We start from the raw sequence: 17889 nt of genomic DNA, 5'->3' as shown, positions 1-17889 counted from the left end.
GGAGCACGTTGCCGAGCTGGCCGCGAGCGGGCTGGAGCACGTCGCGCATCGCCCGTCGGGCGCCGCTTCCCACGCTGGTCTTCAACCTGCACGACCAGTTCGAGGAGCTGCGGGCCAGCGACAAGTACGCCCGGATGCGTGACACCATCCGCCGGCGCGACACGGCGGTGCAGGGCACGCTGAACCCGATGGTCAATGACCACGGTCAGGGCTCGGAGGCCGCGCAGTACTCCGGCCGGGCTGTTGACGAGCAGTGGGAGGCACCGTTCACGTCCCACGCGCCCGACGTCACCGGCCATCTGGTCGCGGAGGAGTCTCGATGAGCAGCGTCGAGCCCAACATCGACCTCGTGCGCCTCGCACCGCAGACCGGAACCGGGTTCCTGCTGCCCCGGGGCCACACCCTCACGGTGGTCGACCCCATGGGGGGCCAGGTGAGCGACCTCTTCTGCTTCGCCGCGGACGACCACGGTGAGTGGATGTCGGGAGGGCGCACGATCGACTATGCCAACTCGCTCTACCTGTCCACGGGCCACGTGCTGTACAGCAACCGCAGCAGGCCGATGATGACCATCGTCGAGGACACCTGTGGTCGGCACGACATCACGCTGACACCCTGCAGCCAGCAGACCTTCGACCTCCTGTACCCCGAGTTCGAGGGGGCCTACCACCCCAGCTGCTTCGAGAACCTCTGCCGCGGGCTGGAGCCCTTCGGCGTGGAGCCGGACCAGATCGGCACCACGCTCAACATCTTCATGAACGTGGGGTCGCGCCCGGGCGAGGAGCTGCACATCGACCCACCGACCTCCCGCGCTGGTGACCGGTTCGCGGTGCGCGCCGAGATGGACCTGCACGTGGGCTTGACTGCCTGCTCGGCGGAGAAGTCCAACGGCGGCTCCTGCAAGCCCATCGACTATGCGGTCTCGTCGACCGACTCCTGACGCCCTGAGCCTGCGCGGAGGTCGTCCAGGTCGTCCAGGTCGACCTCGGGTCGCCGGTCCTCACCGGCGACCGCCTCGAGCAGCTCGATGGCGGTGAGCACCCGTGGCCCGGTCTCGAGCGGCACCAGCTGTGGCAGATCATCGGCGACGAGGTCGAGGTCCTGCATGCGCCGGGCCGTGACGAACACCCGCGACTCGAGCGCTCCCACGAACTGGTTGTAGCTCTCGACCGTCGCGTGCAGCGAGCGCCCCATCTTGGCGGTGTGGGTGCCGAGCGTCGACAGGCGTCGATAGAGCTCCTGACCCAGGGCGAGCAGCTCGCGCGCGCTCGACGAGAGGGCGTCCTGCTGCCACCCGAACGCCACGGTGCGCAGCAGCGCCAGAAGGGTGCCGGGTCCGACCAGCACGACCTTGGCCGCCATGGCGCGCTCGTGCAGCCCGGGGTCGGCCGCCAGCGCCGCGCCGAGCATTGCATCACTCGGCACGAAGCACACGACCATCTCGGGGGTCGTCTCGAACGCCGACCAGTAGTCCTTGGCCGACAGCGCGTGCACGTGCTGGCGCAGAGCGCTCGCGTGGTCGCGCAGCAGCTCGGCCCGCTCGTCGTCGGCGAGCTCCTCGGTCTGGGCATCGAGGAACGCGGCCATCGGGGCCTTGGCATCGATGACGAGCGCGCGCTCACCCGGCAGACGGACGACCACGTCGGGGCGGACCTCGCGGTCGTGGCGGCTGCGCGCTCGGACCTGCTCCTCGAAGTCGCAGCGGGCCAGCATGCCGGAGGCCTCGAGCACGCGGCGCAGCTGCACCTCCCCCCACGAACCGCGCACCGACGAGGACCTCAGCGAGCCCGCCAGGGACTGGGTCTGCCGGCCGAGCTGCTGGGCCTCCGACTCCACGCGCCCCATGACGGCACGCAGTGCCCCGAACTGCTCCACCCGGTCACGCTCGAGGACACCGACCTGGCGCTCGACACGGCCGAGGGCGTCACGCAGCGGTGCGAGCAGCGAGGCGGTCTCGAGGTCCTCGGCGAGCGAGGCCTCGAGGTCCAGCACCCGCTCGCGCAGGAGGTCACGCTCGGTGGCCACGGAAGCTGCACGCACGGCATACGTCTGCCGGAGAAGCAGGTATGCCGTGACGGCACCCAGGACGATGCCGGCCACCAACGCGATCCACGGGTTCATGGGCACCACCGTGCCAGTCGACACCGACAACACGGGGAGGTCATGGGCGACCGGCTACGGGCCGCGTCCGGTCCAGGGTCAACCCGCGCCCGAATCGCGTGCCCGCAGCGCAGCGGCCGTCCGGTCGGGCACCTGGAGCTTGGTCAGGATGGCCGAGACGTGGTTGCGGACGGTCTTGTCCGACATCTGGAGGCGGCGGGCGATCTCGTGGTTGCGGCAGCCGAGCGCAACCAGTTCGAGGACGTCGCGCTCCCGTGGAGTCAGCTGAGGGAAGGCGCGCTCCGTCGGGGACTGCTCAGCACCACCCGAGTAGAACGACACGATTCGACGGGCGACGCTTCCTCCGTAGACGGCGCCCCCTGCGGCCACCGTACGCACGGCACCGACGATCTCCGTGCCATCGGCGCCCTTGACGAGGTAGCCACGGGCACCCGCGCGCAGGGCAGCGAAGACGTGCTCATCGTCCTCGTGCATGGTCAGCACGAGGATGGGCAGGTCCGGTCGCTGGCTCAGTAGGCGACTGGTGGCCTGCACCCCGTCGACGCCTGGCATCGACAGGTCCGTGATGGCCACGTCGGGCTGGTGCTCGTTCACGGCCGCGAGCAGCTCCTCGCCCGTGCCGACCTGGGCGACGACCTCGACGTCGTCGGACTGCGCCAGGACGGCCGCGAGCCCGAAGCGATACATCGGGTGGTCATCGGCGATCGCCACACGCAGTGTCATGGCCCCTCCAGCGGCAGAACCGCCGACACTGTGGTGCCGCCCGCGGCCGCCGCCCCGATGGCCAACGTGCCGCCGATGTCAACGGCACGCCGCCTCATGGACTCGACACCGTGGCCGGAGGCCCGTCCCGCGCCGGGGCCGCGCCCGTCATCGGTCACCAGGACCTGGAGGCTATTGTCGGAGTGGACGAGCCGAACGATGCACCGGGTGGCCCCTGCGTGCCGCACGACGTTGGTCAGTGACTCCGCGACGATTCTGTATGCCGCCTCCTCGACCCTCGGGGAAAGTCCCGATATCGGGTCCGTCACGAGCTCGAACGCCGCCGAGCCGGTACGGCCCAGACCCAGCATCGTTGCAGTGCTCCGCACTGCACCCGGAAGGTCGCTGAGGTCGAGAGCGGCGGGCCTCAGTCCGTCGAGCACACGGCGGATCTCGGCCACCGCGGAGTCCGCCTCCTGACGTGTCCGGGCCAGAAGCGCCGGCACCGCGCCCGGGTTGGTCTCGTTCGCGAGGGCCGTCGCTTCCAGTCCCAGCGCGATCCCTGAAAGCGAGGGACCGAGTCCGTCGTGGAGGTCCCTGCGAAGCCGGTCGCGTTCGGTGAGGGTCGCGGTGGTGACACGCTCACGCTCGCGGTCGAGCTCGACCGCGAGGCGGGTCGCCTCGACGACGACCGCGAGGTGGGGGGCCAGTGCTGCGGTGAGCCGTAGACCCCCTTCGGGCAGAGGTGTGCCGGCTGGCCCACCCACGACGAGCTCCCCCAGGTCGACCCCACTGTGTCGGAGCGGCAGGCGCACCTGAGCCGGGTCGTCTGCAGGGTGACCTACCGCAGCCGTGACGGCGCCATGGGGAGCCAGGACCGCGGCATACCCGGCTCCTACGGCCGAGGCGACAGCCTCGAGCATCGAGGCGACGGGGTCGGCGTGCTCGATCTCGAGCCCCGCGGCGACGCGGTCGACGAGGGCGAGCGGATCGCTCTCTGGCCCCAGGACGAAACGGTCCACACGCACGCGGAGGCGCTGAGCCACAAAGATCACCACCACGGCGGCGACCGCTGAGGAGAGGAGAAGTGGCACGGGCCCTTCGGGGACGAGCTCGGACAGCCCGGTCGTCATGCCGCCGACGACCAGCGCCACCAGGATCGTGAGCGGCACGTACAGCAGCGTCCGGCGCAAGGCCACCTGGATGCCGAGGAGGCGGTAGCGAAGCACCCCGACGACGACCGCGACAGGCAACAGCCCGTAGGCGAAGCCGAACATCACGTGGAAGGGGTCCACGAACGTCGCCACCATGAGTGCAACGACGCCGATCAGCCACAACAGCTGTTGGCGTTCGGGCGAGCTGGACCTCGCTGCCCGCACGACCGTCCCGACGACGACGTTGAGGGCGCAGGCGCCCACGAGTACGGCCGCGGGGACGCCGAGAACCCAGCTGACCCAGTCCGGGGTCGTCCACGGGAGGCTGGTCCCGGCGACGCTGTCATCGACGCCCCCTTGCAGGACAGACGTCACGAGCAGGGTGAGCGCGATCCCGGCGCTCGCGAGGCGCACGTGCCACCGCCAGTAGGGCGAGGGTGCTCGGCCGGTCGGGTAGAGGGCGGGGAGGATCAGGACCGGGACGAGGAGCGAGGGCATCCACGACCACGACGCAAGCCAGGCCGCTGGCAGCCCCCACGGCAGGGACCCGTCGGGATCGGTGAGGGCGCGCGCGGAGTACGCGTCTGCCGCCCTGTTCACGGCTTGCAGGAGACCGGAGCCGATGATGATCCATCCGATGGCGTTGCGGGGCCGCGCGTGGGTGAGGAAGGCCCCGGACAGTGCGAACGCCCCGAGGATCAGGCCCACGGAGACCCCGCCGGGGGACAGGGTGACCGAGGGCCGCGAGATCACGTCGCCCGACAGCGACAGCGGCACGGTCGCGTACAGCAGGACGACGAGGGCCGCGAGCATCCAGCCAGCCACCTTGCGGCCGCGGTCCGGGTGCAGCGCCATGGCGCAAGTGTGCTCCGCCGGGAACCCCCTGTCCCGGGTCTGGAGACCTGGCCGGCCCGGGAGGACGTCCCGGGTCGGACACGACTGGTGACACGTCCGCACACCAGTGTGGGCGTGGTCTCGTGTGAGGAGGCCACACCGGCCCTGCTCCTACACGAAAGGACCGCACCATGAGCACACTCGACATCGCCAGGTCGGACAGCCGCGAGGTCTCGATCCACCCGCTGGCGGCGGCAGGCCTCGGAGCCGTGGCCTTCGGCGCGGCAATGACGGCGGGAGAGGTCTTCGACCTGAACGCCGACACCACGGACGTAACGCCCGTGTCGATGGGGGAGATCGCGCTCTACGTGGCGCTCGTCGGGGCAGCCGTGGCCCTGGCCAGCTGGCTTGGGGTGCGCGCGCTCGCCCGTGGGCCGCAGGCGCTGCAGCGCACCGCCATGGGGCTGGCCATCGGGTCCGTCCTGACCTTTGTCGTGTTCTGGTCGGGCTGGCCCATGGTTCTCGGGGCCGTGGCGACCGCCTTGCCGTTCGCCTACCGCCGACGGGTCGGCTCCTTTTCCCCCGCCGTCGTTGTGTCGGCGTGCGCCGGCGCACTCTCCTTCCTCGCCGCTGCCGTCGTCTGCGTCGTCGGCTGACCACCCAGCACCTCATCGACACATATCAGCCCACATCACACCTCAACAGGAGTCACGATGAAACACCCACCTTTCGCCCTGATCGCCACGACTGCCTCCGCCGTCCTACTCGTCACTGCGGCCTCGACCGCATCGGCCTCCGCCGCACATGACTACTTTCCCGAGAGCTACGAGTCGACCCGTCACTTCACGGCGGGCGAGGGGCCCTGCGTCGCGTGGGCCGGGACCCAGCACGAGGTGCGGGACGGGGGATACCGTCTGGTGACACCTTCGGGCGGCCAGCGTGACGGTGAGATGCACGCCAACGGCGCCATCGACGGCATCCTCGAGCTCGTTCCGGACGACCCGAGCTTGCCGACCTACGTCGGCAGCTATCGCGAGAAGGTCAACTCGATCCTCGTGGGCACCGATGGCAATGGTGACGACGTGGGGCGAATCGGCCAGTACCGCGTGCGTATGCCCTTGGTTGGCAGCGACGGCTCTCGCCTGCTGCTGACCATGTCAGGCAAGTTGACCGTGAATGGCAACGGCGTCACGACGGTTGCCAAGGACGACTTCAGGTGCGGGTGAGACGGGGGCCGGTGGGGTGGGGTGGCCCCACCGGCTGAGACCGTGGCCTGGAGTGGCTCGTGGCAGCAGCGGCGAAGGGGAGGTTAGCCTCGGACCATGGCTGACAGCGGGCGACCCGACACCTCGACAGAGTCCGGCCGACGCTCGTTCATCCACATCCTCAACGCGAAGCTGCCGCGCAAGCGCAACATCGGGCAGGGACTCCTGCGCAACGAGGACGGCGACGTCCTCCTGTGCCAGCTGACCTACAAGGCCGAGTGGGACCTGCCCGGGGGAGTCGTCGACCCGATGGAGTCGCCGGCCGCGTGCGTCGTGCGCGAGATCAGTGAGGAGCTCGGTGTCTCGGTCGGCATCGAGCGACTGCTGGCGGTGAACTGGCTGCCGCCCTGGCGGGGATGGGATGACGCCGTGCTGTTCCTCTATGACCTGGGAGTGGTTCCGCGCTCGTTCACCGACGACCTCACTCTGCTGCCGCGCGAGATCAAGGACGTCCACTGGGTCGCGCCGAAGGACATCGGGGAGCACGTGGCGCCCTATGCCGCCCGCCTGCTGGAGCAGGTCTTGGAAGGCGACGGACCGGCATACCCGCTGTATCTCGAGAACAGCGAGATCCCCGGGAGCATGGCGTGACCGCGGGCAGGTTCGTCGGTCTCGTCGTCGGTCTGCTGCTCGCCACCGCGCTGCTGGTCTGGGTCGTCGTGAGCCTCGTGGCTGTCGCCTATGCCCTCAACCAGCGTGACGGTGACGCGGCTCGGCTCTATGCGGTGTTCGCGGTGGTCGGCATCGCGCTCGCGGCCCTCGCCGGGTGGGTGGGAAGCAGGGTGGCGAGCGCACGCATTGCGCGCCAGTAGACTCTTGTCCCCGTGGCACTCACCATCGGAATCGTCGGGCTCCCCAACGTCGGCAAGTCGACGATGTTCAACGCCCTGACCAAGAACAACGTCCTCGCCGCGAACTACCCGTTCGCCACGATCGAGCCCAACGTCGGCGTCGTCCCGCTGCCGGACGAGCGGCTCGGTCGGCTCGCCGAGATCCACGGGTCCGAGAAGCTGCTCCCGGCGACCGTCTCGTTCGTCGACATCGCCGGCATCGTGCGCGGCGCCTCGGAGGGGGAGGGGCTGGGCAACAAGTTCCTCGCCAACATCCGCGAGGCCGACGCGATCTGCCAGGTGGTGCGTGCGTTCGAGGACGGCGACGTCGTGCATGTCGACGGCAAGGTCTCGCCTGCGAGCGACATCGAGACCATCCACACCGAGCTGATTCTCGCCGACCTCCAGACGCTGGAGAGGGCCGTGCCGCGCCTCGAGAAGGAGGCGCGCATCAAGAAGGAGGCCAAGCCGCTGCTCGACAACGCGCTCGCGGCCCAGAAGGTGCTCGAAGAGGGCACGACCCTGTATGCCGTGAAGAACGACGCGAAGGTCGGTCTCGACTGGGACGGGGTCACCTCGCTCGGGCTGCTCACGACCAAGCCGTTCATCTATGTCTTCAACCTGGATGAGGAGCAGCTCGCGGACACCGACCTGCACGCCCGCCTGCGCGAGCTCGTGGCTCCGGCCGACGCGGTCTTCCTCAACGCCAAGCTCGAGATGGACCTCATGGACATGTCTCCCGAGGATGCCCAGGAGATGCTCGAGGGCTTCGGCGCGACCGAGTCCGGCTTGGATCAGCTGGCGCGCACCGGGTTCCACACGCTCGGGCTGCAGACCTACCTGACGGCCGGGCCCAAGGAGTCGCGGGCGTGGACGATCGGCCAGGGCTGGACCGCGCCCCAGGCCGCCGGCGTCATCCACACCGACTTCCAGAGGGGCTTCATCAAGGCCGAGATCGTGTCCTTCGCCGACCTCGACTCGGCTGGCACGATGGCCGCCGCCAAGGCCGCCGGCAAGGTCCGCATGGAGGGCAAGGACTACGTCATGCAGGACGGCGACGTCGTGGAGTTCCGCTTCAACGTGTGACTCGGCGCGTTCTCAGGTCGGGGGGCGGACTCCTTCAGACCGCACAGAGTTCGCAAGAGCATCGGGTCATACATCCGATCTGCCCTTTCGTGGACTTTTCGTCAGCCCCCAGGCGGCCGGTTGACCGCGCCTGAGGTGGCCCATGTCATCTCAGTGGCCCACCCGCATGGATCGGCCGCGGACAGTGGCGTCATGTCAGCGGCTCCGCGAAAGGCCAGCCCAATGTGTCGCAGGGTGGCTAAGGTGCCAGCGTGACAACCGTCCGCCCTGCCGTCGCCCTCCTCATCGATGCCGATAACGCAGCGTTGAGCAGCCTTGATCGAGTGCTCAGATCCCTGGCCGAGCACGGCGACGTCACCATCCGGCGCGCCTATGGAAACTGGTTCAAGCCCGCACTCAAGGCTTGGGACGCTGAGCTGAGCCGTCGCGGTATCCGGCCCGTCCAGCAGTCGGACCCGGTTCGCGGCAAGAACGCCACCGATCTCGCGCTGGTCATTGACGCGGTGGACATCCACCACACGACCAAGCCGGACGTGTACGCCCTCGTGTCCAGCGACAGCGACTACGCGCCCGTGGCTCACTTTCTCCGGGAGCGCGGAGCAACCGTTATCGGCTACGGCCGCGAGAGCACTGCGACATCTTTCCGGGCCGCCTGCTCCCTGTTCATTGCCGTCCCCGCAGCAGCGGCCGAAAGGCCGACGCCTCTCGCCAAGCGGCAACCGCCCCTGCCCGAGCTGTTGGCTGGCGCGATCGCGAAGAACGGTGACAAGCAGGGCTGGGCAAGAGTCAGCGCCGTTGCGAACCACATGCGTCAGCTCAATGGTCAGTCCGCCAAGGACCATGGCAAGGCAAGCTGGACAAAGGTGCTCAAGAACCTTCCGGGATACGAGTTCCGCAACGAGGGCACGACCAGCGTCGCGGTGCGCATCAAGAAGAGCTCGTGACGTCCCTGCACGAGTTCCTCCCTCGCGCCGCGAGGTGCCCTCACGTGGCAGGGGGCTTGTCGGAACGCGGTGGAAGACATGCAGCCTGAAGCGGTGCGCCGACGCAGCCTGAAGCGGTGCGCCGACGTAGCGACGCCCGGCCCCCTGTCATTCGACGACCTGAACCTGCGGTGGGTTTCTCTCACGTCGCTTGACGACCGCGGTCAGGCGAGGTGAGAGAAACCCACTTCAGGCGGGAAAGGTGGGGCGGGCATCGGGGTGGTTTGGCGTGGCGAGGAGCGGGTAGCGCAACCGACATGGACCTCGAGCTCACCCTGCCCACCACCCGCGCCGCCGCCTCCGCGGAGCCTGACGAGGACTCGGTGCTGTTCATCGGCAACGCCACCCTGCTCCTGCGCTACGGCGGGTTCACGATCCTCACCGACCCGACCTTCGTGCACCGACACGAGAAGGTCGACCTGGGCTACGGCATGAGCTCGACCCGGCTCACCGATCCCGCCATGGAGATCGCGGACCTGCCGCCCATCGACCTCGTGCTGCTCTCGCACTTCCACGGTGACCACTTCGACCAGGAGGCGCAGGCCAAGCTCGACAGGTCACTGCCGGTCGTCACCACCCCACAGGCTCGAGACGCGCTCCACGAGCTCGGCTTCGCTCAGGCCCGGGGGCTCGACACCTGGGACCGCATGACGATCACGAAGGGCGATCGCCGGCTCGTCGTGACGGCCTGCCCGGCGCGGCACGGCCCCGGCGTGACCGACCTTGTGCTGCCCGACGTCATGGGCACGGTGCTGGAGGCGGATCAGCACACCTCGGTGCCCAAGCTCTACATCAGCGGTGACACGCTCATGTACGACGACCTCGAGGCGATCCCGCAGCGCCACCCCGACCTCGACGTCGGTTTCTTCCACCTCGGCGGGACCAAGGTGCTCGGCATCATGGTGACCATGGACGCCGACCAGGGAGTCGAGGCCGTGCGCCTCATCGACCCGGCCATCGCGATCCCCATCCACTACGAGGACTACGACGTGTTCACGTCACCCCTGTCGGACTTCACGGCCGCGGCACGCGAAGCCGGCATCGGGGACCGGGTTCGCGTCCTCCGGCGTGGCGACTCCTACGCATTGGACGGCGCCGGGCGATAACCCCGCGCCGTCGCCACCGCGCTTCGCCGCGACCCCGGCGGCTCCGACCTCACTCGCTGACAGGGCAGGTCGCTGCCTGGCGGCGGAGGGACCGCCAGGCAGCGACGGCCAGCGCGCAGCGAAAGGGGGCGCTGCGTGGTGCCGGCCAGCCCTCGACATGGGGCGACACACCGTGAGGAACGGGGTCGGGCACCCGGGCGAGGTGGGAGGCGACCGGCGGCACACGTACGCCGCCGGTCGTCGCGGTGAGGAGGTCAGGCGGCATGGGTCGCCTCGATGTCGAGCGCTCCGGCCCGCAGGTACAGTGCGGTCGTGCGCTCGCGCACGCAGGACCAGTCGAGCGCCGGGCGGTGCGCGTGGTTGTGCGCCACGATCCGTCCACGCAAGGGCTCGTCCACGCACAGGTGCGCGAGGTGCTCCGCCAGCCCGGAGTCGCTGTCGGCGAGGAGACCCTCGACGCCGTCGGCGAGGAACTCGGCGATCCCCGTCTGCGACCGCGCCACGACGGCCAGGCCCGCGGCACGAGCCTCGAGGGCGGCCAGGCCGAAGGACTCATGGGTGGACGGCGAGACGAACACCTGCGAGCGGCGGTAGAGCTCGCGCAGCTCGGCGTGGCTGACGTCGCCCGGCGTGCGCACCCACTCGGACATCCCGCGCTGGTCCAGACGCCGGCGGACCGAACCCAGGAGCGGGCCGTCCCCGACGAGGACGGCACGCACGGCGACGTGCCCGGGAACGAGCGCTCGCATGCGCTCGAGCACGTCGACGAGGGCGAGCGGCCGCTTGCGGCCGGCCATCCGCATCACCGCAACCACGGTCACGACGTCGGTATGCCGTGGGCTTCCCTGTGGTGCCCAGAAGCCCGTGTCGACGGCGTTGGGAACGACGAGGACGTCGTGGCCGGGCAACGCGCGACCCACGGGGCCGGCGGCGACCTCACTCACTGCGGCCCACTGGATCGGCAGGTCGGTCCAACCACGAACGGCCGCGGCTGCACGAAAGAGCGGCCACGCACTGCCCCACACGGAGTGGACGCTGGCCACGGCAGCGGCGTCGGCTCGTGCCCCCATCTCGACGCCGCGAAGGGCCAGGGGGGAGAACGCAGAGACGTGCCCGTGCACGACGTCGGCGTCAGAGACGAGGGAGTGCAGCGCCCGGGGGTCCCGGCACACCTCGACGTCCCCCGAGAGGCACGGGTGCGCAACACGGTCGGGCGTGCAGGTGAGGACGGTGACCTCAAGGCCGACGACGGCCTGGCTCTCGGCCAGGGTCCGCACGAGCACCTCGATGCCGCCGACCGTGGGGGCGTAGGTGTCGGTGACGTGCAGGATCCTCACGGTGCCACCACCTCAGCGGCGAGGCCGGCGCGGCTGCGCAGGGCCCACCAGCACCCCAGCCACAGGCCGCCGACCGGGATCTCGAGGAGGAAGATGAAGGCGCGATAGAGCAGGACGCCGGCAGTGACGGCCAGAGGTTGTGCCCCACAGGCGATGAGGGTCGCTGCGGCACCGACCTCCGCGAACCCGGCCCCGCCGGGGGTGAGGGGGACGAGGCTCAGGAGGCGGTCCGCAGCGAGGGCGGCAAGCACGGCATACACCGGTTGGGTCTGTCCCACGGCCCGCAGGCAGAACCACAGCAGCGCACCCTGGCAGGCGACGTATCCGACCATGCCGATCGTCAGCTGCGCCCAGCCGTGTGCCACGACCTGGCGGACCCGGCTCCGCGCCGCGAGCAGGTGCTCCTCGAGACCGGCGTTCGTGGTCCCGGGGCGGCGTCGGAAGCGACGTGCGACCGAGACGAGGAGGCGCGCTGCCGCGTGTGCCAAGGGGTCACTCCACACCACTGCTACGACGACCGCCATGAAGAGGGCGAGCAGCACCGCGCCTGCCTCGGCACCCGAGCGGAGGGCCGGAGTGGGAAGCGCGCCGCGGGCCACCATGACGGCCAGCGCCACGACCGGCAGGGCCAGCTTGGCGAGAACGTCCCAGATGTTCGTCACCACGACGAAGGTGGCGTAGGAACTGCGGTGGAAGCGCCACGAGCGGATCATCGACAGGTTGAGCGCGAGGCCCAGGGCGCCGCCGAACGGTACGACGTTGGACACGGCACTTCCGGTGAGGTTGAGCGTGAGCGCGCGCCTGCAGCTCAGGCCCGGCAGGGCGGCGGTGAGGACGAAGGAGTGGGTGAACAGGCCAGCCATCCACAGCACCGCGAGGAGCAGCGCAGCCCGCGGCGTGATGCCGGCGACCACGCCGCCGATGGCGGACCAGTCGACACCGGTGACCCTCGGCAGGGCCCACCAGAGGACGAGCGCGGCGAGAGCAAGGGTGGCGGCCGCTCGGACCGGCACCGACCATGACGCTGTGGTGGCGGGGACCGGGTGTGCGTCCATGAGCCACTCCTCGACTGTCGTGGTCTGCCGATGGTGGCCGACGTGCCCACCATGGCTCCCCCCACCTGAAGGGCTGCTGAGGCGCTGGGGAAGGGCTCGCAGCGCTCAGGAAACGCTCAGGAGGACGGGGCGACAGTGGTCCCATGCCCTCCCGACCCCACCTCGCCCTGCCGTCGACGCCCGCCTCCAGGACCTCCGTGCTCACCGGGGCCGGAGTCGCCGCAGCCTGTGTGGCCGGGGTGGTCGGACTGGTGGACGGAGTGGACGAGCACGCGGACCTCTCCACGTACGACCCGGGCATCACCTCGTCGGTGGCGTCCATGAGGCGCCCGGTGCTGACCATCGTCGCCGAGCTGGCCAGCCTCGTCGGGAGCGAGGTCTCCGTCGCCGTGCTCAGCCTGCTGGTCCTCGCCTGGTTGTGGTTCGGGCCGCGTGACCGCGCCCGCGCGGTGCTCTTCGCCGGCGCCATGGGAGCCGGCGTCGTGCTGACGCTCCTCGGCAAGCACCTGGTCGAACGGCACCGCCCCGCGGCCCGCTATGTCATGGGGCCGGTCGACAACGGCTACTCGTTCCCGTCCGGCCACACCCTGTTCTCCACCGTGTTCCTCGGACTGGTCGTGCTCCTGCTCGTGTGGCCCACGGCGACGCGCGGCACTCGGGTCACCGCCGTGGTCGTGGCCTCCGCCGCAAGCCTGGTCGTGGGCGCGAGCCGGGTCTATCTCGGCTACCACTGGGCCACCGACGTGGTGGCCGCGTGGGTGCTCGCCGTCGCCGTCCTCGCGGTGACCGTCGTCGCCGCCACGCCGTTCATGGCTCTCGCGGCCACACTGTTGACGAGAATGGGTCTTGCCCCGGCCACCGCCGGTGCGGCGACGCTGCTCCCTGGCACCAGTCCAGCCAGCAGCCCCGACGATGCGAAGGGAAGCCATGCGAGTTCTGCTCGTTGAGGACGAGAAGGCACTGGCAGAGACGATCCGCCGGGGCCTGACGAACGAGGGCTTCGTCGTCGACGTCGCGCATGACGGGGTCACGGGCCAGTGGATGGCCACCGAGAACCCCTATGACGTCATCGTCCTCGACATCATGCTGCCGCGTCGCAACGGCTACGAGGTCCTGCGCAACCTCCGCCAGCTCAAGGTGTGGGCGCCGGCCATGATGCTGACCGCCAAGGACGGCGAGTACGACCAGACCGACGCCTTCGAGCTCGGTGCCGACGACTACCTGACCAAGCCGTTCAGCTTCGTCGTCCTCGTGGCCCGGCTGCGGGCGCTCGTGCGCCGCGGTGCGCCGCCCAGACCGGTTGACCTCGCTGTCGGCGGCCTCAAGCTCGACCCGAACAGGCGCACGGTGAGCCGCAACGGCCACCCCATCTCCCTGACCGCCAAGGAGTTCTCCGTCCTGCAGTTCCTCATGCGCCACCCCGAGGTCGTGCTGTCCAAGGCCGAAATCCTCGACAACGTCTGGGACCAGGCCTTCGACGGCAGCGAGAACATCGTGGAGGTCTACGTCGGCTACCTGCGGCGCAAGATCGACGTCGCGTTCGGTGTCACATCCCTGGTCACCGTGCGCGGAATGGGCTACCGGCTCATGGCGGTGGACGGCGGGGAGCCGACTCAGGAGTGAGCGAGAGGAGGCCGTTCGCGGGGGAGCGTGACCTCGAAGCGGCACTGGCCCTGGGGAGTCTGCGTCGCCTCGACCGAGCCGCCGTGGGCCTCGACGATGGTCCGGACGATCGCGAGCCCGAGGCCACTGCCCCCGGTGTCACGCTCACGGGACTCCTCGAGCCGGGCAAACCGCTCGAACACCGCCTCCCGCTGGTCGAGGGGCACCGGCTTCCCGTCGTTGTCGACGGTGAGCACCACGACATCTCCGGCGGGCCGCACGGCGAGCGCCACACCTCCGACGGTGTGGCGCATCGCGTTGTCGACGAGGTTGCGCAGAGCCTGCGCGAGCTTGGGGCGGTCGCCCACGATGCGCGCGGCAGTGATGGCCGCCGTGACGGGCGCGGTGTCCATGGCGCGTACTCGCCGGACCTCGGCCTCGACGAGGTCGTCGAGGTCCACCTCCTCGAGGGTCAGCCGCCCCCCGTCGTCGACCTTGGCCAGGGTGAGCAGGTCCTCGACCAGGTGCTGCATGCGCAGGACCTCGCCGGAGATCACCGCGTCACGTTCGGGGTCCGGTCCGGGGTGCTGGGCCGCGACCTCCATCGCGGTGCGGATCGTCGCCAGCGGACTGCGCAGCTCGTGCGAGGCGTCGGAGATGAAGCGTCGGGTGGTGGCGTCCGCGCGTTCGAGTCGGTCGAGCATGACGTTCATCGTCTCGGCCAACCGGGCGATCTCGTCGCCCGAGGGCGGCACGGTGAGGTGGCCCCGACCGCTCACCCGGGTGATTCGGGCGACCTCCTCTCGGATGCGCTCGACGGGCTCGAGAGCCTGTTCGAGGATGCGGTCGATGAGCACGATCAGGACGAGCAGGAGTACCACCGCGCCCAGCGCGAGAAGCACCGTGGCCGTGCGAATGGTCGTCGCTTCCACGTCCAGTGGGTTGGCCACGACGACGACGTATGCCGCGCCGTTGGGGTCCGTGACACCTTCGGCGACGAGGGCGTGCGGTTCACCGACCTCGCCCCGCAGGGTCGCTTCCTGGTCCACCTGCACGACGCCCGGCCCGGGACGCAGCCTGGTGATCGGCCTGCCCTCGAGCGCGGGCTCGGAGGAGGCGACGACGTGTTGGCCACTGTCGAGGACCTGCACCAGCGAGCCCTTGCTCGTGACGTCACTGAGCGCGGTCCTCGCGGGTTGCTCACCCGAGGCGATGGTGCTGCTGATCTCGTGGGCATGGTTTCGGGCAGAGTCCTGCGCGGAGCTGTAGAGGATCCGGTCGAGCGCGACGACGAATCCGACCACACCAAGAGCGATGGCCACCGTCACCGCGGCTGCCGACACGACGAGAACCCGGCGTCGCAGCGACCAAGCGTTCCAACGTCTCACGCACCTGACCCGTCCCTCGATGGCGTTGGCAGGCTAACAGTGGCGCATTGAGTGTCGCCTGAACGAGGGGCGGATGCCGTCCGGCAACGAAAGGGTGGGGGGCGCGGAACTGCTCGCAGACATCGTTGAGCGGACCGCATCCGTCGTTCCCACCGAGGCAGGCGGTCGAGCGGCGCCAGAGGAGTACCGCCGCCGCCGAGGAGCCCGAAGCTGCCTGTGCCGAGCGCCGAAATTGGCGGCGCGGCGCTGCGACGTGGGACACGTCACAGGTCTAGTGTTCGCGGGTGCGGCGCAATGACGCGCACCCCTCGCCGAGGAAAGGTTGTTCTCGTGGACGAACACGAGGTCGTGGACCACGACACGGTCCCACCCGCCAACAAAGGACTCCTGGCCGCGGCCGGCGTCCTGCTCCTGATCCCCATCGTTGCGCTGATGTGGGTGGGCTCCTACGCCAAGCTCGAGCCCAAGCTCTGGGGCTTCCCCTTCTTCATCTGGTACCAGTTCCTCTGGGTCTTCCTCTGCTCGGCGATGACCTACAGCGCGTACCGGATCGTCCTCAAGGCACGCCCGCACCGCCCCATGACGGATGCGCAGCGACACCCGCACCGCCCCACCGGACCCACCGGGTCCGGACGAGGCCGCCACTCCCAGGGCGCGACGATCGGTGACGCCACTGACGCCGACCTGCACGACGGCCAGCCGTTCGACGCCGAGGAGGGCAACCGATGAGCACCCTGAGCACAGCAGTCCCCGCGGACGCGCACACCGGCATCAACGGGACGGCACTGACCGTCCTCATCGTGCTCTTCCTCATCGTCACCGTCATGGGGTTCATGGCCACACGGTGGCGCCGACCGGCCAACATGGAGTCGCTCGACGAGTGGGGGCTCGGTGGCCGGTCCTTCGGCACCTGGGTGACCTGGTTCCTCCTCGGAGGTGACCTCTACACGGCATACACGTTCGTCGCGGTCCCGGCGGCGATGTTCGCCCTCGGTTCGGTGTCCGGCTTCTTCGCGGTGCCCTACACGATCGTGCTCTACCCGATCATCTTCGTCTTCATGGGCAGGTTGTGGTCGGTGAGCCACCGGCACGGCTACGTCACGCCGGCCGACTTCGTCAAGGGCCGCTACGGCAGCCGTGAGCTCTCGCTCGCCGTCGCCATCACCGGCTTCCTGGCGATCATGCCCTACATCGCCCTGCAGCTCGTCGGCATCCAGGCCGTCCTCGAGGTCGCCGGTGTCGGTGGCGGAAGCAACTGGCTCGCCAAGGACGCACCGCTGTTCGTCGCGTTCGTCGTGCTTGCCGCCTACACCTACAGCAGCGGCCTGCGCGCGCCGGCGATCATCGCGTTCGTCAAGGACACGCTGATCTACCTCGTGATCATCGTGGCGATCATCTACCTACCCTCCAAGGTAGGTGGCTGGGACACGATCTTCAGCGCCGCACAGGACAAGATGGCCAAGCCCAACCCCACCACCGGCAAGCCGACCGGGGCCTTCATCCCGGGCAGCCAGCAGCTGTGGGCCTACGCCACGCTGGGACTCGGGTCGGCGCTCGCGCTGTTCATGTACCCGCACTCGATCACGGCGAGCCTGTCGGCGAGCTCGCGCAACGTCATCCGGCGCAACGCGGCCATCCTGCCGGCCTACTCGTTCATCCTCGGGCTGCTCGCCCTGCTCGGGTGGGTGGCGATCGCTGCCGGCACCAAGCCCATCGGCCTCGACGGCAAGCCCAACGCCCAGCTCGTCGTGCCGCAGCTCTTCGAGGACATGTTCCCGAGCTGGTTCGCCGGTGTCGCGTTCGCGGCCATCGCCATCGGTGCCCTCGTGCCCGCGGCGATCATGTCGATCGCGGCGGCCAACACGTTCACCCGCAACGTCTACAAGGAGTGGGTCAGGCCGGACGCGACCCCCAAGCAGGAGGCCCAGGTCTCCAAGCTGGTCTCGCTGGTCGTCAAGGGCTTCGCGCTCGTCTTCGTCCTGCTCCTGGACAAGCAGAACGCGATCAACTTCCAGCTCCTCGGCGGCATCTGGATCCTGCAGACCTTCCCGGCGATCGTCTTCGGCCTCTACACCCGCTGGTTCCACCGGTGGGCGCTGCTCGCGGGCTGGGCGGTCGGCATGGTCTACGGCACCCTGGCGGCCTACAACGTCATCAACCCGGCCACGGGCAACCACTTCGGTGGGTCCGTGGCCAACATCCCCGGCATCGCGCAGATGGGCTACATCGGCCTCACGGCGTTCGCGATCAACCTCATCATCGCCGCCGTGCTGAGCGTCGCGCTCAACGCGGCCAAGGTGCCCAACGGTGTGGACGAGACGATCAAGGGCGACTACTTCGCGGAGGCGGGCGACCCCCGCGTCCAGAAGCTCGACCTCGGACCACGCGAGACCACGGCCAGCCCCTGACCCGCTGCGGGAGCTGAG

The 17889-nt window shown here is 69.6% G+C and carries 19 protein-coding genes; 13 read left to right on the top strand and 6 right to left on the bottom strand.

Annotated features, from left to right (window positions below; all coding sequences use genetic code 11):
- Positions 1-8 precede the first annotated feature (8 nt).
- Both ASG74_RS06830 and ASG74_RS06825 read left to right on the top strand, forming a co-directional pair.
- Positions 9-323, top strand: coding sequence for a YqcI/YcgG family protein (locus ASG74_RS06830; protein ID WP_056140624.1), 315 nt, complete (start codon positions 9-11; stop codon positions 321-323).
- Positions 320-940, top strand: coding sequence for a DUF1989 domain-containing protein (locus tag ASG74_RS06825; RefSeq protein ID WP_056140621.1), 621 nt, complete (start codon positions 320-322; stop codon positions 938-940). Before ASG74_RS06830 ends, ASG74_RS06825 begins: the two co-directional genes overlap by 4 nt.
- Here the strand turns inward: ASG74_RS06825 and ASG74_RS06820 are convergent.
- The 3 genes from ASG74_RS06820 to ASG74_RS06810 form a co-directional block, all read right to left on the bottom strand.
- A complete protein-coding gene (locus tag ASG74_RS06820; RefSeq protein ID WP_056143254.1) occupies positions 913-2121 on the bottom strand; it encodes a DNA recombination protein RmuC in 1209 nt (402 codons plus the stop codon). The two genes, ASG74_RS06825 and ASG74_RS06820, sit on opposite strands and share 28 nt — an antisense overlap.
- A 78-nt stretch (positions 2122-2199) precedes the next feature.
- On the bottom strand, positions 2200-2844 hold the full coding sequence (locus ASG74_RS06815; RefSeq protein ID WP_056140618.1) for a response regulator transcription factor: 645 nt from the start codon (positions 2842-2844) through the stop codon (positions 2200-2202).
- Positions 2841-4832 (bottom strand): sensor histidine kinase, encoded by a 1992-nt coding sequence (locus ASG74_RS06810; RefSeq protein WP_056140614.1) that lies wholly within the window; start codon positions 4830-4832, stop codon positions 2841-2843. The genes ASG74_RS06815 and ASG74_RS06810 overlap by 4 nt, the downstream gene beginning before the upstream one ends.
- Positions 4833-5002: 170 nt before the next feature.
- Here ASG74_RS06810 and ASG74_RS06805 point away from each other — a divergent pair, with 170 nt between their 5' ends.
- The 7 genes from ASG74_RS06805 (at position 5003) to ASG74_RS06775 (ending at position 10081) form a co-directional block, all read left to right on the top strand.
- Positions 5003-5467 (top strand): hypothetical protein, encoded by a 465-nt coding sequence (locus tag ASG74_RS06805; protein ID WP_056140611.1) that lies wholly within the window; start codon positions 5003-5005, stop codon positions 5465-5467.
- Between the two features lie 57 nt (positions 5468-5524).
- Complete coding sequence (locus ASG74_RS06800; protein ID WP_056140608.1) at positions 5525-6037, top strand: hypothetical protein; 513 nt, start codon at positions 5525-5527, stop codon at positions 6035-6037.
- 96 nt (positions 6038-6133) lie between these two features.
- Entirely contained in the window at positions 6134-6667 is a 534-nt protein-coding gene (locus ASG74_RS06795; RefSeq protein ID WP_056140604.1) for an NUDIX domain-containing protein, read from the top strand.
- Positions 6664-6888 (top strand): hypothetical protein, encoded by a 225-nt coding sequence (locus tag ASG74_RS06790; RefSeq protein ID WP_056140602.1) that lies wholly within the window; start codon positions 6664-6666, stop codon positions 6886-6888. The genes ASG74_RS06795 and ASG74_RS06790 overlap by 4 nt, the downstream gene beginning before the upstream one ends.
- A gap of 12 nt (positions 6889-6900) precedes the next feature.
- Positions 6901-7992 (top strand): redox-regulated ATPase YchF, encoded by a 1092-nt coding sequence (gene ychF, locus ASG74_RS06785; RefSeq protein WP_056140592.1) that lies wholly within the window; start codon positions 6901-6903, stop codon positions 7990-7992.
- A gap of 251 nt (positions 7993-8243) precedes the next feature.
- On the top strand, positions 8244-8936 hold the full coding sequence (locus tag ASG74_RS06780) for an NYN domain-containing protein (protein WP_056140589.1): 693 nt from the start codon (positions 8244-8246) through the stop codon (positions 8934-8936).
- A gap of 296 nt (positions 8937-9232) precedes the next feature.
- The gene (locus ASG74_RS06775) at positions 9233-10081 is read left to right on the top strand and encodes an MBL fold metallo-hydrolase (protein WP_056140586.1); all 849 of its coding nucleotides are present in this window, start codon (positions 9233-9235) and stop codon (positions 10079-10081) included.
- A gap of 254 nt (positions 10082-10335) precedes the next feature.
- On the opposite strand, the gene ASG74_RS06770 is transcribed toward ASG74_RS06775, so the two are convergent.
- Together ASG74_RS06770 and ASG74_RS06765 are read right to left on the bottom strand one after the other, a co-directional pair.
- On the bottom strand, positions 10336-11418 hold the full coding sequence (locus ASG74_RS06770; RefSeq protein WP_056140583.1) for a glycosyltransferase family 4 protein: 1083 nt from the start codon (positions 11416-11418) through the stop codon (positions 10336-10338).
- Positions 11415-12473: a lysylphosphatidylglycerol synthase transmembrane domain-containing protein gene (locus ASG74_RS06765; RefSeq protein ID WP_056140580.1), complete on the bottom strand. Its 1059-nt coding sequence runs from the start codon at positions 12471-12473 to the stop codon at positions 11415-11417. Before ASG74_RS06765 ends, ASG74_RS06770 begins: the two co-directional genes overlap by 4 nt.
- 143 nt (positions 12474-12616) lie before the next feature.
- On the opposite strand from ASG74_RS06765, the gene ASG74_RS06760 reads away from it, so the two are divergent.
- On the top strand, positions 12617-13420 hold the full coding sequence (locus tag ASG74_RS06760) for a phosphatase PAP2 family protein (RefSeq protein ID WP_056140576.1): 804 nt from the start codon (positions 12617-12619) through the stop codon (positions 13418-13420).
- Positions 13401-14096: a response regulator transcription factor gene (locus tag ASG74_RS06755; RefSeq protein WP_056140574.1), complete on the top strand. Its 696-nt coding sequence runs from the start codon at positions 13401-13403 to the stop codon at positions 14094-14096. Before ASG74_RS06760 ends, ASG74_RS06755 begins: the two co-directional genes overlap by 20 nt.
- Here ASG74_RS06755 and ASG74_RS06750 read toward each other — a convergent pair.
- On the bottom strand, positions 14087-15463 hold the full coding sequence (locus ASG74_RS06750) for a sensor histidine kinase (RefSeq protein WP_082569575.1): 1377 nt from the start codon (positions 15461-15463) through the stop codon (positions 14087-14089). The genes ASG74_RS06755 and ASG74_RS06750 overlap by 10 nt on opposite strands.
- Before the next feature lie 330 nt (positions 15464-15793).
- Between ASG74_RS06750 and ASG74_RS06745 the strand changes: the two genes are divergently transcribed.
- Both ASG74_RS06745 and mctP read left to right on the top strand, forming a co-directional pair.
- Entirely contained in the window at positions 15794-16192 is a 399-nt protein-coding gene (locus ASG74_RS06745) for a DUF3311 domain-containing protein (protein WP_056140568.1), read from the top strand.
- Entirely contained in the window at positions 16189-17871 is a 1683-nt protein-coding gene (gene mctP / locus ASG74_RS06740) for a monocarboxylate uptake permease MctP (RefSeq protein ID WP_056140565.1), read from the top strand. The genes ASG74_RS06745 and mctP overlap by 4 nt, the downstream gene beginning before the upstream one ends.
- Positions 17872-17889 lie beyond the last annotated feature (18 nt).

The organism is Knoellia sp. Soil729 (genome assembly GCF_001427985.1).
Taxonomy (GTDB): domain Bacteria; phylum Actinomycetota; class Actinomycetes; order Actinomycetales; family Dermatophilaceae; genus Knoellia.
Note: the sequence above shows the minus strand (reverse complement) of the source record. Positions and strands in the feature narration are given on the sequence as shown.

Bases quoted from the DNA above. Each gene is read 5' to 3' on its own strand.
- ASG74_RS06775 (WP_056140586.1), top strand. From the start codon at position 9,233: ATGGACCTCGAGCTCACCCTGCCCACCACCCGCGCCGCCGCCTCCGCG.
- ASG74_RS06825 (WP_056140621.1), top strand. From the start codon at position 320: ATGAGCAGCGTCGAGCCCAACATCGACCTCGTGCGCCTCGCACCGCAG.
- ASG74_RS06760 (WP_056140576.1), top strand. From the start codon at position 12,617: ATGCCCTCCCGACCCCACCTCGCCCTGCCGTCGACGCCCGCCTCCAGG.
- ASG74_RS06755 (WP_056140574.1), top strand. From the start codon at position 13,401: ATGCGAGTTCTGCTCGTTGAGGACGAGAAGGCACTGGCAGAGACGATC.
- ASG74_RS06795 (WP_056140604.1), top strand. From the start codon at position 6,134: ATGGCTGACAGCGGGCGACCCGACACCTCGACAGAGTCCGGCCGACGC.
- mctP (WP_056140565.1), top strand. From the start codon at position 16,189: ATGAGCACCCTGAGCACAGCAGTCCCCGCGGACGCGCACACCGGCATC.
- ASG74_RS06805 (WP_056140611.1), top strand. From the start codon at position 5,003: ATGAGCACACTCGACATCGCCAGGTCGGACAGCCGCGAGGTCTCGATC.
- ASG74_RS06820 (WP_056143254.1), bottom strand. From the start codon at position 2,121: ATGAACCCGTGGATCGCGTTGGTGGCCGGCATCGTCCTGGGTGCCGTC.
- ASG74_RS06810 (WP_056140614.1), bottom strand. From the start codon at position 4,832: ATGGCGCTGCACCCGGACCGCGGCCGCAAGGTGGCTGGCTGGATGCTC.
- ASG74_RS06815 (WP_056140618.1), bottom strand. From the start codon at position 2,844: ATGACACTGCGTGTGGCGATCGCCGATGACCACCCGATGTATCGCTTC.
- ASG74_RS06800 (WP_056140608.1), top strand. From the start codon at position 5,525: ATGAAACACCCACCTTTCGCCCTGATCGCCACGACTGCCTCCGCCGTC.
- ASG74_RS06765 (WP_056140580.1), bottom strand. From the start codon at position 12,473: ATGGACGCACACCCGGTCCCCGCCACCACAGCGTCATGGTCGGTGCCG.